The sequence below is a fragment of the Shinella sp. SUS2 genome, from assembly GCF_001262505.1.
GTDB lineage: Bacteria > Pseudomonadota > Alphaproteobacteria > Rhizobiales > Rhizobiaceae > Shinella.
On sequence record NZ_KQ410728.1, the window covers coordinates 152,538 to 165,784 of the forward strand.

Consider the following 13,247-nt stretch of genomic DNA (forward strand, 5'->3'; position numbering starts at 1 on the left):
TGTTATTCTGCGGCAGCAGCGGCGTTGCCGTTGCCATCCATGAAGTCAGGGAACCACGATTCATGGGTGTCGCGCAATTGCTCAATCGGCAGCGACAGGAGGCCGTCCACCACGAGTGCATCGCCACCGACCGTGCCGAGACGACGGAACGGTACGCCGGCACCTTCCGCATTGGCGCACAGGAAGCCCGCGAGATCGGCCGGGACGGCGAGCACGTAGCGTGCCTGGTCTTCGCCGAAGAGCAGCGCATGGGCCGGGCCGTTCGCCGCGGAAAGATCGACCGTTGCGCCCTTGCCGGAGGCCATCGCCATCTCTGCAAGCGCGACAGCGAGGCCGCCGGAGGAGATGTCGTGGCAGGCGGTGACCTGGCCGTTGCGGATGGCCGAGCGCACGAAATCGCCGTTGCGGCGCTCGGCGTGGAGATCGACTTCAGGTGCCGGGCCGTCGACGAGGCCGGCTACGTCGCGCAGATAGACGGACTGGCCGAGATGGCTGCCGTCGATACCGATCAGAACGAGCTGGTCGCCGTCCTTCGCGCCACCGATCTTGGCCATGACCGACCAGTCGGGCAGGAGGCCGACGCCGGCGATGGTCGGGGTCGGCAGGATCGCGACGCCGTTCGTCTCGTTGTAGAGCGAGACGTTGCCGGAGACGATCGGGAAGTCCAGCGCCCGGCAGGCTTCGCCGATGCCCTGGATGGCCTTGACGAACTGGCCCATGATCTCGGGCTTTTCCGGATTGCCGAAGTTCAGGTTGTCGGTGGAGGCGAGCGGCTCGGCGCCGGTCGCCGTGATGTTGCGCCAGCATTCCGCGACGGCCTGCTTGCCGCCCTCGAACGGATCGGCCTCGACATAGCGCGGGGTGACGTCGGAGGAGAAGGCGAGGGCCTTGCTGGCATGGCCTTCCACGCGCACGACGCCGGCATCGCCGCCGGGGATCTGCAGCGAATTGCCCTGGATCAGCGTATCGTACTGCTCGTAGACCCAGCGGCGGCTCGACTGGTTCGGCGAACCGACGAGCTTCAAGACCGCCTCGCCATAGTTGGCGGGTTCGGCGACGAGGTTCGCCGGCAGCGGCGCGGGCTTGCCCGGCTCGCGCCAGGGGCGGTCGTATTCCGGGGCCTGGTCGCCGAGATCCTTGATCGGCAGGTTGGCGACTTCCTCGCCCTGGTGCAGGATGCGGAAGCGCAGGTCGTCCGTCGTGTAGCCGACGATGGCGAAGTCGAGGCCCCACTTGACGAAGATCGCCTTGGCGACCTCCTCCTTGGCGGGTTCGAGAACCATGAGCATGCGCTCCTGGCTTTCCGACAGCATCATCTCGTAGGCGGTCATCTGCTCTTCGCGCACCGGCACGAGATCGAGGTTCAACTCGATGCCGAGGTCGCCCTTGGCGCCCATTTCGACGGCGGAGCAGGTGAGGCCGGCGGCCCCCATGTCCTGGATGGCGATAACGGCGCCGGTCTGCATCAGTTCGAGGCAGGCCTCCAGCAGGCACTTTTCGGTGAAGGGGTCGCCGACCTGCACGGTTGGGCGCTTCTCCTCGATCGACTCGTCGAATTCGGCCGATGCCATGGTCGCGCCGCCGACGCCGTCACGGCCGGTCTTGGCGCCGAGATAGACGACGGGCAGGCCGACGCCCTTGGCTTCCGAAAGGAAGATCGCGTTGGACTTGGCAAGGCCGGCGGCAAAGGCATTGACGAGGATGTTGCCGTTGTAGCGCGGATCGAATTCCACTTCGCCGCCGACGGTCGGCACGCCGAAGGAATTGCCGTAGCCGCCGACGCCGGCGACGACGCCGGAAACGAGGTGGCGGGTCTTCGGATGATCCGGCGCGCCGAAGCGCAGCGCGTTCATCGCCGCGACCGGCCGCGCGCCCATGGTGAAGACGTCGCGCAGAATGCCGCCGACGCCCGTCGCCGCGCCCTGGTAGGGCTCGATATAGGACGGGTGGTTGTGGCTCTCCATCTTGAAGACGACGCAGTCGCCGTCGTCGATATCGACCACGCCAGCATTTTCGCCCGGCCCCTGGATGACGCGTGGCCCCTTGGTCGGCAGCGTGCGCAGCCAGCGCTTGGAGGACTTGTACGAGCAGTGCTCGTTCCACATGGCCGAGAAGATGCCGAGTTCGGTGAAGGTCGGCTCGCGGCCGATCAGCGAGAGGATGCGGTCGTATTCATCCGGCTTCAGCCCGTGGGCGGCAATCAGCTCCGGGGTGATCGGGCGGGTGTTCGAAATGGTCATCGTCGCTCGTCTTGTCGTGGAGGGCAGGATTGCGGTCTCTTTAACCTATGCTGCCTTGCAGCGCGACAGGAAAATGACCCCGATCACAGCCGAAACGGCGCGTTTTCAGGCCGGACTGTCATAGCCCGTCGGGCCATGGGCGATGAGCCGGCGCAGCCGCTGGAGGCCGGCAACGACATCCGCGCGGCTGTCCGGCGAGGAGAGGCCGATGCGTACCCGGTAGAACGTCCTCTCCGAGCGGCCGGCCTTGAACTCGTCCTCGTCGTCGATGAGGATGTCCTCGGCGAATGCCGCCTGGCGGAACGTGCCCGACAGCCACGGGTCCGGCAGCTTCAGCCAGAGGAAGGGAACGCGCGGATGCGAATTGAAATCGAGCCCCGCGAAGATTTCTCGCGCATGCGCCTCTCGGGCCTCGACCTCAGCGGAAACCTTCGTGCGGATGGCATCCGCCATGCCTGAAAGCACCAGACGGGCGCCGAGTTCGGCAAGCAGGTAGGGCAGGCCGCCGCTGACCATCTTGTGGGCGATGCGCACGCGCTGGGCAAGGTGCGGCGGGCAGGCGATCCAGCCGCCGCGCACCCCGGCCGCAACGCTCTTCGACAGGCCGCCGACGAGGAAGGTCCGGTCGGGGGCAATTTCCGCCAGAAGCGGAATGCCGGCGTCGACCGTGCCGCCATAAAGATTGTCCTCGATGAGGAAGACATTGTGCCGACGGGCGATGGCGGCGATGGCGCGGCGGCGCTCCTCCGGCATGATGCTCAGCGTCGGGTTCTGGCCGGATGTCATGAGGAAGGCGAGTTTCGGGTGCTGCTGCACACAGACCCGCTCGAAATCCTCCGGGATCACGCCATGGGCATCCGATTCGACCAGCACCGTCTGGCGGCCGATGAGGGCGGTGCCGCGGCTCACCTGCGAATAGGTGACGTGCTCGAAGACGATGCGGTCGCCGGGGGCGGTGATGACCGAGACGGCGGCGATGACGGCAGCGTGGGCGCCGAGCGTCGGCACGATGCTTTCGATCGCCGGCTGCCAGTCGTCCCGCTTCAGCCAGCGCTTCCCGGCCTCCAGCCATTGCACCGGAAAATTGCGGGTGTAGCTGGCGATCTCGTTCGGCTGCTCCCGGCAGATGTCTGTGAGCATGTCGGTGACGACGCCCGACTGGCCGACATCGGTGGCGGCCGTCGTGTCGAAGCGCAGCTTGCCGGGCGGTGCATTCGCCGCGCGGGTGCCCACCAGCTTCGCGCTGACCGGATCGACGGCGGCCGGGTCGTTGTCCTGCGCCGAGCCCAGCACATAGGTGCCGCGCCCGACCTCGCCACTGACGAGGCCGCGCTCGCGCACCATGGTATAGGCACGGCTGACGGTGCCGATGGTGACGCCGATGTCATAGGCGAGGTTGCGCTGCGGCGGCAGCTTGCTGCCGGAGGCGAGCATGCCGGTGCTGATCGCCTGCTCGATCTGGTCGGCAATGCGCACATAGAGCGGGCCATCGGAGGCCTGCAGGTCGGGAAGCCAATTTGTCATGGTGCCAATTCTTAGATTGCACCGCGCGGAGAGTCAATTATTTCCTGAATGCACCGCTTGCTGTGAAGGCTTGTGAAGCCTCAGGAGAAATGATTATGGCAATTGATACAATCTTCGTCGAGGAGGCGTGCAATCGACCCGCCGGCCTGCGCGCATTGCTGCATCACGCCTGGTGCGCTTGCCATGCCTGGAGCATCACGCGGCGCACGCGCCACGCGCTGGTCGAGATGACGGACGAACAGCTTCGCGACATCGGCGTCAGCCGTGCCGAAGCAACGCGGGAAATCCGCAAGTCGATCTATTGGGATTGAAGGGAGGCTGCGGTCAGCAGCCCTTGCCGCCGCCGGCCCAGCGCTTGACGTCGGTGGCGATGCGGGCGCCGGCAGCCTCGCCCATCAGCGGGCCGAAAGCGTCGAGCTTCGCCGGATTGCCCTCCGCCTGCACGACGAGCAACGGGCGCGCTTCCGGCGAATTGCGATGGACGACGAGGATGCGCGGGCGACCGGAAAAGGAGTTCAGCTCCGGCGCAAGGCGATAGGCCTTGAAGGCGGGGTCGCCCGACTTGAACCAGCAGCTGTTGGCGCCGAGCGCGACACGCTCCATGGTCGGCAAGGCCGCGCCGTTGACCTTCGGTGCGGGTGCCTTCGCCTGGCAGGCCACAAGACCTGCGGCGGCGAGAAGCGGCAGGAGGAGCTTTGCGGCGAGGAGAGAGCGCATGGAAGGCCTTTCGGGGATGGACACGCGCCCTTGATAGCAACAGGGCGTTAAGAGAGCCTGACGAAATGGTCGGAAGCACCGGGAACGCGTCATCCGAGCCAATCCCTGGCTTCGGCATGAACCCGCGGGCCGGCAGATCGCAATCACTCCCGGCCCAAAGGTTTTTCGAGGCGTCTCAAGCCGCGATGACGTCGAGCACCGAGGCGAAGAGGCCGCGGCCGTCGGAACCGCCATGGGCGACTTCGATGAGGTTTTCCGGGTGCGGCATCAGGCCGAGCACGTTGCCCTTCGTGTTCATCACGCCGGCAATGTCGTTGATCGAGCCGTTCGGATTGGTGCCTTCCGCATAGCGGAACACGACCTGGCCATTGCCTTCGACGGCGGCGAGCGTCTCGGCGTCGGCGAAATAGTTGCCGTCGTGATGGGCGACCGGGCAGCGGATGACCTGACCCTTGTCGTAGGCGCGGGTGAAGTCGGTCTCGGCGTTCACCACTTCCAGCTTCACTTCGCGGCAGACGAATTTCAGCGAGGCATTGCGCATCAGCGCGCCGGGCAGCAGGCCGGATTCGAGCAGGATCTGGAAGCCGTTGCAGACGCCCAGCACCTTCACGCCGGCCTCGGCCTTGGCCTTGATCGCCTGCATGACGGGCATGCGGGCGGCGATCGCGCCGCAGCGCAGATAGTCGCCGTAGGAGAAGCCCCCCGGGATGACGATCAGGTCGACATCCGGCAGTTCCGTTTCCGTCTGCCAGACGGTGACCGGCGCCTGGCCGGAGATCTTGGTCAGCGCCGCGATCATGTCGCGGTCACGATTGAGGCCGGGAAGTTGGACGACGGCGGACTTCATGGGTGTGGTTCAAACCTTGCCTGGGCCTCGGCGAGTTCACGCAGTTCGAGGCGGTTTTCGATACGGTCGAGGCGTGTCAATACCTGTGCCATGCTGCCGTGCAGGTTGTTGATGTCCCCTTGCATGACATGCATGTGATTTCGCAGACTTACGATATCCTGCCGCATATCTCTCTGGCCGTCCTTGAGCGTGACAAGGTCGGACTGGATACGGTTCATAAGCTCGTACATCAGTCCCTGAGAGATATCCGTCACCATCGTCTCCTTCAACCGTCAGGCGAGGGCGATAGTATAGTTCTCGATTACCGTGTTGGCCAGCAGCTTGTCGCACATGGCCTTGAGGTCGGCCTCGGCCTTGGCGCGGTCGGCGGTCGCGAGCTCCAGGTCGAAGACCTTGCCCTGGCGGACCTGGCCGACGCCGTCGAAGCCGAGGCTGCCGAGGGCGCCTTCGATCGCCTTGCCCTGCGGGTCCAAAACACCATTCTTGAGCGTAACCGTTACGCGTGCCTTGATCATGTCTGTCTGTCCATCCTTGGGAGGCGTGTTACTTCACCAGAACCGGGCCGGTGCCGCGCACGGGCTCGTTCTCGTTGATGATGCCGAGGCGGCGGGCCACTTCCTGATAGGCTTCGACCAGGCCGCCCATGTCGCGGCGGAAGCGGTCCTTGTCCATCTTCTCCTGGGTGGCGATGTCCCAGAGGCGGCAGCTGTCGGGCGAGATCTCGTCGGCGATGATGATGCGCATCATGTCGCCTTCATAGAGACGGCCGCACTCGATCTTGAAATCGACGAGCTGAATGCCGACACCGAGGAAGAGGCCGGAGAGGAAGTCGTTGACGCGAATGGCGAGCGCCATGATGTCGTCGAGTTCCTGGGGGCTTGCCCAGCCGAAAGCGGTGATGTGCTCCTCGGAGACCATCGGGTCTTCGAGCGCATCGGCCTTGAAATAGAACTCGATGATCGAGCGCGGCAGCACGGTGCCTTCCTCGATGCCGAGGCGCTTGGACAGCGAGCCGGCGGCGACGTTGCGCACGACCACTTCGAGCGGGATGATCTCGACTTCCTTGATCAGCTGCTCGCGCATGTTGAGCCGGCGGATGAAGTGCGTCGGGATGCCCATCTTGTTGAGCTGGGTGAAGATGTACTCGGAAATCCGGTTGTTCAGCACACCCTTTCCGTCGATAATATCGTGCTTCTTCTTGTTGAAGGCGGTCGCATCATCCTTGAAAAACTGGATCAGCGTGCCCGGCTCGGGACCCTCGTACAGGATCTTGGCCTTGCCCTCGTAGATACGGCGGCGACGGTTCATGGATTTTGTCTCTGTTGTTGGCGCGTTTGGGCCCGCGCAGGTGTCGTTCGTTTGCGCTCCCATAAACGAAATGCCGCACTTTAACAATCGCTGTCGCTGTCGATCCCCCGTTTTCCGGCCTTTGCGGGAAGCCGGCGCGGTCACGAAAGTTCGCATTGCACTTTTGCCGTCGTTTTGATTTATGGGCGGGGAGCCTAACGGGTTAAAGAATCTACGGGAGTCATCGATGACGAACATGCAGGATCGGGAAAAGGCCTTCGAGGCCAAGTTCGCGCTGGACGAGGAGCTGCGCTTCAGGGCCGAAGCGCGCCGCAACAAGCTGGTCGGCCTGTGGGCCGCGGGCCTGCTTGGCAAGACCGACGGCGAGGCGGACGCCTATGCCAAGGAAGTCGTTGCCGCCGATTTCGAGGAAGTCGGCCACGAGGACGTCGTGCGCAAGGTCAAGGCCGATTTCGATGCTGCTGGCATTGCCCGCAGCGAAGACGAAATCCGCGTCCAGATGATCGAACTCCTGGCCGTCGCCATCGCGCAGCTCGAAGTTGGCTGATCGGCGCTCTGCCGTGATACCATGTTTCGAAAAGCCGTCCGGTACTGCCGGGCGGCTTTTTTCGATTCTAGCGGGTGACGGCCCTGCGGACCTCGCTCTGGAGGTCGCGTACGGTGCCGCCCTGGTTGCGCCATTCCTGGCGGCGCACGAAATCGGGAATGGCCGCGGCCGGCATGGGTCTGGCGAGCGCATAGCCCTGCAGGATGTCGCAGCCGAGATCGCGCATAATGGCGACATGGGCCGGCGTCTCCACGCCTTCGGCGACGACTTCGATGTTCAGCGAGCGGCCGATCTCGACGATGGTGCCGACGAGCTTGCGCTGGCCGGGGGAGCGGCTGACCGGCTTGACGAGCTGCCGGTCGATCTTCAGCCGGCGCGGCGAGAGCTTCATCAGGCTGATGATCGAGGCGTGGCCGGTGCCGAAATCGTCGATCTCGATGTCGATGCCGAGTTTGCGCATCTCGGCGAGGTTTTCCAGCACGGTGCGGTCGCAATCGTCGAGGAAGATCGATTCCAGGAGTTCGAAGGAAAGGGACTTCGGGCGAATGGCGAGCGTATGCAGCGAGCGTGCGAGTTCCGGGTCGTGCAGGCGCTTGGAGGAGACATTGACCGAGATCTTTTCGATGCCGAGGTCGAGCGCTTGCCAGTCGGCATAGTCGCCAAGCGACTTTTCCAGCACGATCCGGTCGATCATCGCCACGCAATCGAGATCCTCGGCGATCTTCAGGAAGGTGTCGGGTGCGAGGATGCCGCGGGTCGGGTGGTCCCAGCGCGCCAGCGTCTCGACACCGACGACGTCGAGCGTACGGGCGCAGAACTGCGGCTGGTAATAGGGCAGGAAACGCTGCTGCTCGATGCCGGTGAGAATTTCGTCGGCCGTCTGCTTGTTGACGATGATCTGCGCCTGGAAGTCGCTGGTGAAGAACTCGTGCCGGCTGCGTCCGCGGTTCTTGGCGCGATAGAGCGCGAGGTCGGCATTGACGAGAAGCTGTTTGGCGTCGATGCCGGCGCCCGACTGGCTGGCGATGCCGACGCTGGCACCGAAGCGGCAGATGTGGCCGTTGAAGGTGACGGGCTTGCGCATCGCCGCGACGATCGCCTCGGCGAGCATGGCAAGGTTGCGCCCGGCAGAGCCAGCGGACAGGAAGACGAACTCGTCGCCGCCGATGCGGGCGACGAAGTCATCGGGGCCTTTCAGTTCATTCAGCACGCCGGCGGCGTGCACGAGCATCTGGTCGCCGGCAAGGTGCCCCAGCGTATCGTTGATTTCCTTGAAGCGGTCGAGATCGATATGCAGCACGGCAAGGCGGCTGCCGGTCTGCTGTGCCTGCCGCGCGGCAGCCTCGATGGTGGTATCGAGATAGCGGCGGTTCGGCAGACCGGTCAGGTGATCGTGCAGGGCGGTGTATTCGATGCGTGCCCGGGCGGCTTCCAGTTCCGCGTTGCGCGCCTCTGCCAGGTCCTTGGCATGTTGCAGCTCCTCCTGCAGCCGCATGTCGTCCGTGACGTCCCAGTTCACGCCGATGAGGCGTGGTGCGCCGGCGATGTCGACATAGGGGGCCGCACGGCTGCGGATGTGACGGATTTCGCCGTCGCCGCGGATGATGCGGAACTCGTTGGCGAAATCCTGGCTGCGGGTGAGATTGTCGTTGACCTTTGCCTTTGCTTTCGACTGATCCTGCGGATGAAGCGTCCGTTCCCACGTGCCGGCGTCCGGCTTTTCCGTAACGCCGTACATCTCGATCATGCGGTCGTCCCAGCGGACCTCGCCGGTCTGCAGGTTGACGTCGAAGACGCCAATGCGCGAGACGCCGAGCGCCAGCTCCAGGCGCCGCGACATCTGGGCGAGGCGTTCTTCGGCTTCCTTGCGCTCGGTTATGTCCGTGTCCGTGCCGGCGATGCGGGTCGGCTTGCCGTCAGCCCCGTAGTCGACGACGGCGCCGCGGCTTTCGATCCAGACCCAATGGCCGTTCTTGTGGCGCTCGCGATAGGAGAACATGTTGAACGGCGTCTCGCCGGTCTCCTGCTTGTGGATTTCCTCCAGGACATGCGCCCGGTCGTCGGGATGCACGCACTGGAGCCATCCCTCCAGCGAGGCATCGATGGGTTCATCCGGCCGGAGGCCACGGATCGCCCGCCATTGGCGGGAATAGAAGAGGTCGCCGCGGGCGAAATCGTGGTCCCAGACGCCCTGACCGGCGGATTCGAGCGCATGGTTCCAGCGGCTTTCGCGCTCCGCCAACTCGAGCGCATTGCGCTTGCGCTCGTCGATATCAGTGGTCTGGACGATGAGGGCGGGCGCCAGCGGCTCGCCGGGCAGAACAGGCGCTTCGGCGAAGGACGCGAGGACCCAGAATTCGGCGCCATCCGGCCGCTGCAACCGGATCTCCCACGGTGTCTGCTCGGCAAGGCTCGGGCGCATCGCAAAGGTGATGACGGCGCGGTCCCTTGGCGAGACGCAGTCGGGGAAGGGCGGTAGCCGGGAGGGAGAAGAGACGCCGAAGGCTCGCAAGAACGTCCCGTTTGCGTCGAGGATGCGTCCTTCGGAATCGAGCGCGGCAAAGCCGAATCCGGATCGTGCGAAAAGCCGGCGATAAAACGGCTCGCGCTCCGTTTCATGCACGGCAATGGAGGTCGAACCGGATGGTTTGGCCATGAAACGCGGCGCCTGCTTGGAACTCAACAGGATCAGCGTGCCGGATTTCTATGAAATTCCTCTTAATGGTGTACCGGAGGCACACACCACGCGGAGGTGTACGCCACTTGGGCGCTCATTATTCGGGCGCCCTGAGGCGGCTCAGGAACTGGGCGAACACCATCGTGCCTTCCGGCCAGGGGCCATGCCCGGACTCCGTGTTGATATGCCCGGCCTCGCCCGCATCGAGCAGCATCGAGCCCCAGGCGGCAGCGATGTCGTCGGCATGCTCGTAGGTGCCGAAGGGATCGTTCCGGCTCGCCACGACGAGCGAGGGGAAGACGAGCGGCTCGCGTGGATAGGGGCCGAAGGTCATCAGGTGTTTCGGCCGGATACTGTCATTGGCGACATCGGGCGGCGCCACGAGAAAGGCGCCGGCGACCTTGTTGCCAAGATGCGGAGCGGCATGGATCGCCGCCGCCACGCCCAGCGAATGGGCGACGAGCACGACGGGCTTGCTGGCGGCCGCGACCTCGTCGATCACGCGCTGCACCCAGTCCTCGCGCACGGGCTTGGACCATTCGGCCTGCTCGACGCGCCGCGCCGAGCCGAGCTTGGACTGCCAGCGGCTCTGCCAGTGCTCGGGTCCGGAATTGGTATATCCGGGGACGATGAGGATTTCTGCTTCTGAGGCTTTCATGCGCCGGCATGTGCGTTCACGAAGTGCTGAAGTCAAGGGGGAGGGACAAATCATCGCTGCGGGTGTATGATTCCACCCCTTCAATGCCAATCACGGCCCGTCGTGCTGGCGGACGATTGCCCTCCACGCGCGTGCCGAGACGGTCTCGAACCGGCAAGGAGGAATTGTCATGACGACATTTCATGTGATGGCAGGCCACGACGCGATGGTGGCGCACCCGGCGATCCGGCGGATCGGCATGTCCGATGTGATGGATGCGCTTCGCCTCGGCTTCGACGATTTTCGCGCCAAGCCGTCCCACTACGTCTTTCTCAGCCTCATCTATCCGATCGCGGGCGTTGTGCTCGTCACCTGGAGTTCCGGCGCCAACATGCTGCCGCTGATCTTTCCGCTGGTGGCCGGTTTCGCACTGCTCGGCCCGTTCTTCGCGATCGGCCTCTATGAGATCAGCCGGCGGCGCGAGCGGTGCATGGACACCTCCTGGCGCCATGCGCTGGAGGTGCGCAACTCGCCGGCCCTGCCATCCATCCTCGCCGTCGGCGCCATGCTGATGTCGCTGTTCATCGCCTGGCTGGTCTTTGCGCAGGTGCTCTATACCAGCCTGTTCGGGCCGGAACCGCCGCAGTCGCTGGCCCTGTTCCTTGCCTCGGTCTTCGGCTCGGAGAACGGGTTGCTGCTGATGCTCGCCGGCAATGCCATCGGTTTCTGCTTCGCGCTCGTGGTGCTGGCGACGACCGTGATCGCCTTTCCCATGCTGCTCGACCGGGACGTCGGCGCCGTGGCAGCGATCGAGACCTCGCTGCGCGCCACATTGGTGAACCCGGTGCCGATCGCCTGCTGGGGCCTGATCGTTGCCGCGCTGCTGATCGTCGGCTCCATCCCGGTCTTCGTCGGCCTCGCCGTGATCATGCCGATCCTCGGCCATGCCACCTGGCATCTCTATCGCAAGATCGTCGTCGACGAGCGACGCTGACGCGGTTTTGCGGGCGGCACGCGCCGGGAGGAGAGTGCAAGGCCGCCCGTCAGAGGGGAGCGATGGCGCCATTGGCGCCATCGCTGTTTCCGGCGGTCATTTGGTCAGCGGATAGCATTTGTCGGTGGAAAACGCGCCGTCCTTGAAGCCGATCTGGCAAATGACGACCGTGTCGTCCTTCTCCAGAAAGACCGCATAACTTTCGGCGATCGGCGATACGTTGATGATGTCGTAGCCGGCGGTCAGAAGGTCGATGACGGATTGCGGTGTTTGTGCTTGCGCCGTTCCGGCAAACAAGGCCGTGGCGAGAAGCGCGGCAGCAGGAAACCTCATGTTCAGCCCCCAGGATGGCGTGCGTCATTGCACGCAAGGGAAGTCTAATACAGAGGGACCGGCCGGCGAAGAGGCTTCGCCGGCCGACTTCGGCAAACGGTTACACGGTGCCGAAAACGCGGCGGAAGATCGTGTCGACGTGCTTCGTGTGGTAACCGAGATCGAATTTTTCGCGGATCTGCTCCTCCGAGAGCGCGGCGCGCACCTCGGCATCGGCCAGAAGCTCCTCCAGGAAATCCTTGCCCTGTTCCCAGACCTTCATCGCATTGCGCTGCACGAGGCGATAGGAATCTTCGCGCGAAACGCCGGCTTGCGTAAGGGCAAGCAGAACGCGCTGCGAGTGAACGAGGCCACGGAACTTGTTGAGATTCTTCAGCATGTTGTCCGGGTAGATCACCAGCTTCTCGATGACGCCGGCAAGCCGGTTCAGCGCGAAGTCCAAGGTGATCGTCGTATCGGGGCCGATGCCGCGCTCGACGCTGGAGTGGGAAATGTCGCGCTCGTGCCAGAGCGCCACATTCTCCATGGCGGGGGTGACGGCCATGCGCACGAGACGGGCAAGGCCCGTCAGGTTTTCCGTCAGCACCGGGTTGCGCTTGTGCGGCATGGCGGACGAGCCCTTCTGGCCCGGCGAGAAGAACTCTTCCGCCTCCAGCACTTCCGTGCGCTGCATGTGGCGGATCTCGATGGCGACGTTCTCGATGGACGAGGCGATGACGCCGAGCGTGGCGAAGAACATGGCGTGGCGGTCGCGCGGGATGACCTGCGTGGAGACCGGCTCCGGCGTCAGGCCCAGCTTGACGCAGACATGTTCCTCGACGCGCGGATCGATGTTGGCGAAGGTGCCGACGGCACCGGAGATCGCACCGGTAGCGATTTCCGCGCGGGCGGCAACGAGGCGGGCGCGGTTGCGGTCCATCTCGGCATAGAAGCGCGCGAGTGTCAGGCCCATCGTCGTCGGCTCGGCGTGGATGCCATGGCTGCGGCCGATGCGGATCGTATCCTTGTGTTCGAAGGCGCGCGTCTTCAGCGCCGCAAGAACACGGTCCATGTCGGCGAGAAGGATGTCGGCGGCGCGCACGAGCTGGATGTTGAAGGTTGTGTCGAGCACGTCGGAGGAGGTCATGCCCTGGTGCACGAAGCGGCTGTCCGGGCCGACGAACTCGGCAAGGTGCGTCAGGAAGGCGATGACGTCATGCTTGGTGACGGCCTCGATCTCGTCGATGCGGGCGACGTCGAATTCGGCCTTTCCGCCCTTTTCCCAGATCGTTTCGGCCGCCGATTTCGGGATGACGCCGAGCTCGGCGAGCGCATCGCAGGCATAGGCTTCGATTTCGAACCAGATGCGGAACTTCGTTTCGGGCGACCAGATGGCGACCATGTCCGGTCGGGAATAGCGAGGGATCATCGGCTCTAGGCTTTC

General features: G+C 64.5%; 14 protein-coding genes. 3 read left to right on the forward strand and 11 right to left on the reverse strand.

Translation table 11 applies throughout. From position 1 onward, the window contains the following. Nucleotides 1-2 precede the first annotated feature (2 nt). Both purL and AKG11_RS11070 read right to left on the reverse strand, forming a co-directional pair. Nucleotides 3-2,240, reverse strand: a complete 2,238-nt coding sequence (gene purL, locus AKG11_RS11065; protein WP_050743920.1) for a phosphoribosylformylglycinamidine synthase subunit PurL — start codon at nucleotides 2,238-2,240, stop codon at nucleotides 3-5. Between the two features lie 105 nt (nucleotides 2,241-2,345). Next, nucleotides 2,346-3,764 carry an aminotransferase-like domain-containing protein gene (locus AKG11_RS11070; RefSeq protein ID WP_050743921.1) on the reverse strand — a complete coding sequence of 473 codons (1,419 nt, stop codon included), beginning with the start codon at nucleotides 3,762-3,764 and terminating at the stop codon, nucleotides 2,346-2,348. A gap of 95 nt (nucleotides 3,765-3,859) precedes the next feature. Between AKG11_RS11070 and AKG11_RS11075 the strand changes: the two genes are divergently transcribed. Further along, nucleotides 3,860-4,075, forward strand: a complete 216-nt coding sequence (locus tag AKG11_RS11075) for a DUF1127 domain-containing protein (RefSeq protein WP_023516238.1) — start codon at nucleotides 3,860-3,862, stop codon at nucleotides 4,073-4,075. Between the two features lie 13 nt (nucleotides 4,076-4,088). On the opposite strand, the gene AKG11_RS11080 is transcribed toward AKG11_RS11075, so the two are convergent. From AKG11_RS11080 to purC, 5 genes are all read right to left on the reverse strand, one after another. Then, nucleotides 4,089-4,481 carry a hypothetical protein gene (locus tag AKG11_RS11080; protein WP_050743922.1) on the reverse strand — a complete coding sequence of 131 codons (393 nt, stop codon included), beginning with the start codon at nucleotides 4,479-4,481 and terminating at the stop codon, nucleotides 4,089-4,091. A gap of 175 nt (nucleotides 4,482-4,656) precedes the next feature. Further along, nucleotides 4,657-5,328 (reverse strand): phosphoribosylformylglycinamidine synthase subunit PurQ, encoded by a 672-nt coding sequence (purQ, locus tag AKG11_RS11085; protein WP_050743923.1) that lies wholly within the window; start codon nucleotides 5,326-5,328, stop codon nucleotides 4,657-4,659. Then, the gene (locus AKG11_RS11090; protein ID WP_245290198.1) at nucleotides 5,325-5,585 is read right to left on the reverse strand and encodes a hypothetical protein; all 261 of its coding nucleotides are present in this window, start codon (nucleotides 5,583-5,585) and stop codon (nucleotides 5,325-5,327) included. Before AKG11_RS11090 ends, purQ begins: the two co-directional genes overlap by 4 nt. Nucleotides 5,586-5,600: 15 nt before the next feature. Further along, nucleotides 5,601-5,843: a phosphoribosylformylglycinamidine synthase subunit PurS gene (gene purS / locus AKG11_RS11095; protein ID WP_023517061.1), complete on the reverse strand. Its 243-nt coding sequence runs from the start codon at nucleotides 5,841-5,843 to the stop codon at nucleotides 5,601-5,603. Between the two features lie 28 nt (nucleotides 5,844-5,871). Continuing rightward, a complete protein-coding gene (gene purC, locus AKG11_RS11100) occupies nucleotides 5,872-6,636 on the reverse strand; it encodes a phosphoribosylaminoimidazolesuccinocarboxamide synthase (protein WP_024271230.1) in 765 nt (254 codons plus the stop codon). A 226-nt stretch (nucleotides 6,637-6,862) separates the two neighbouring features. On the opposite strand from purC, the gene AKG11_RS11105 reads away from it, so the two are divergent. Then, nucleotides 6,863-7,183, forward strand: a complete 321-nt coding sequence (locus tag AKG11_RS11105; RefSeq protein WP_023516477.1) for a DUF1476 domain-containing protein — start codon at nucleotides 6,863-6,865, stop codon at nucleotides 7,181-7,183. 67 nt (nucleotides 7,184-7,250) lie between these two features. Here the strand turns inward: AKG11_RS11105 and AKG11_RS11110 are convergent, their stop codons facing one another. Next, nucleotides 7,251-9,839 (reverse strand): sensor domain-containing protein, encoded by a 2,589-nt coding sequence (locus AKG11_RS11110; protein ID WP_088016515.1) that lies wholly within the window; start codon nucleotides 9,837-9,839, stop codon nucleotides 7,251-7,253. Nucleotides 9,840-9,957: 118 nt separating this feature from the next. After that, entirely contained in the window at nucleotides 9,958-10,518 is a 561-nt protein-coding gene (locus AKG11_RS11115; protein WP_050743924.1) for an RBBP9/YdeN family alpha/beta hydrolase, read from the reverse strand. A gap of 169 nt (nucleotides 10,519-10,687) precedes the next feature. On the opposite strand from AKG11_RS11115, the gene AKG11_RS11120 reads away from it, so the two are divergent. Continuing rightward, the gene (locus tag AKG11_RS11120) at nucleotides 10,688-11,491 is read left to right on the forward strand and encodes a DUF2189 domain-containing protein (protein ID WP_050743925.1); all 804 of its coding nucleotides are present in this window, start codon (nucleotides 10,688-10,690) and stop codon (nucleotides 11,489-11,491) included. Nucleotides 11,492-11,587: 96 nt separating this feature from the next. On the opposite strand, the gene AKG11_RS11125 is transcribed toward AKG11_RS11120, so the two are convergent. Both AKG11_RS11125 and purB read right to left on the reverse strand, forming a co-directional pair. Further along, on the reverse strand, nucleotides 11,588-11,824 hold the full coding sequence (locus AKG11_RS11125) for a hypothetical protein (protein WP_023516394.1): 237 nt from the start codon (nucleotides 11,822-11,824) through the stop codon (nucleotides 11,588-11,590). A gap of 100 nt (nucleotides 11,825-11,924) precedes the next feature. After that, nucleotides 11,925-13,232, reverse strand: a complete 1,308-nt coding sequence (gene purB / locus AKG11_RS11130) for an adenylosuccinate lyase (RefSeq protein WP_050743926.1) — start codon at nucleotides 13,230-13,232, stop codon at nucleotides 11,925-11,927. Nucleotides 13,233-13,247: the final 15 nt, after the last annotated feature.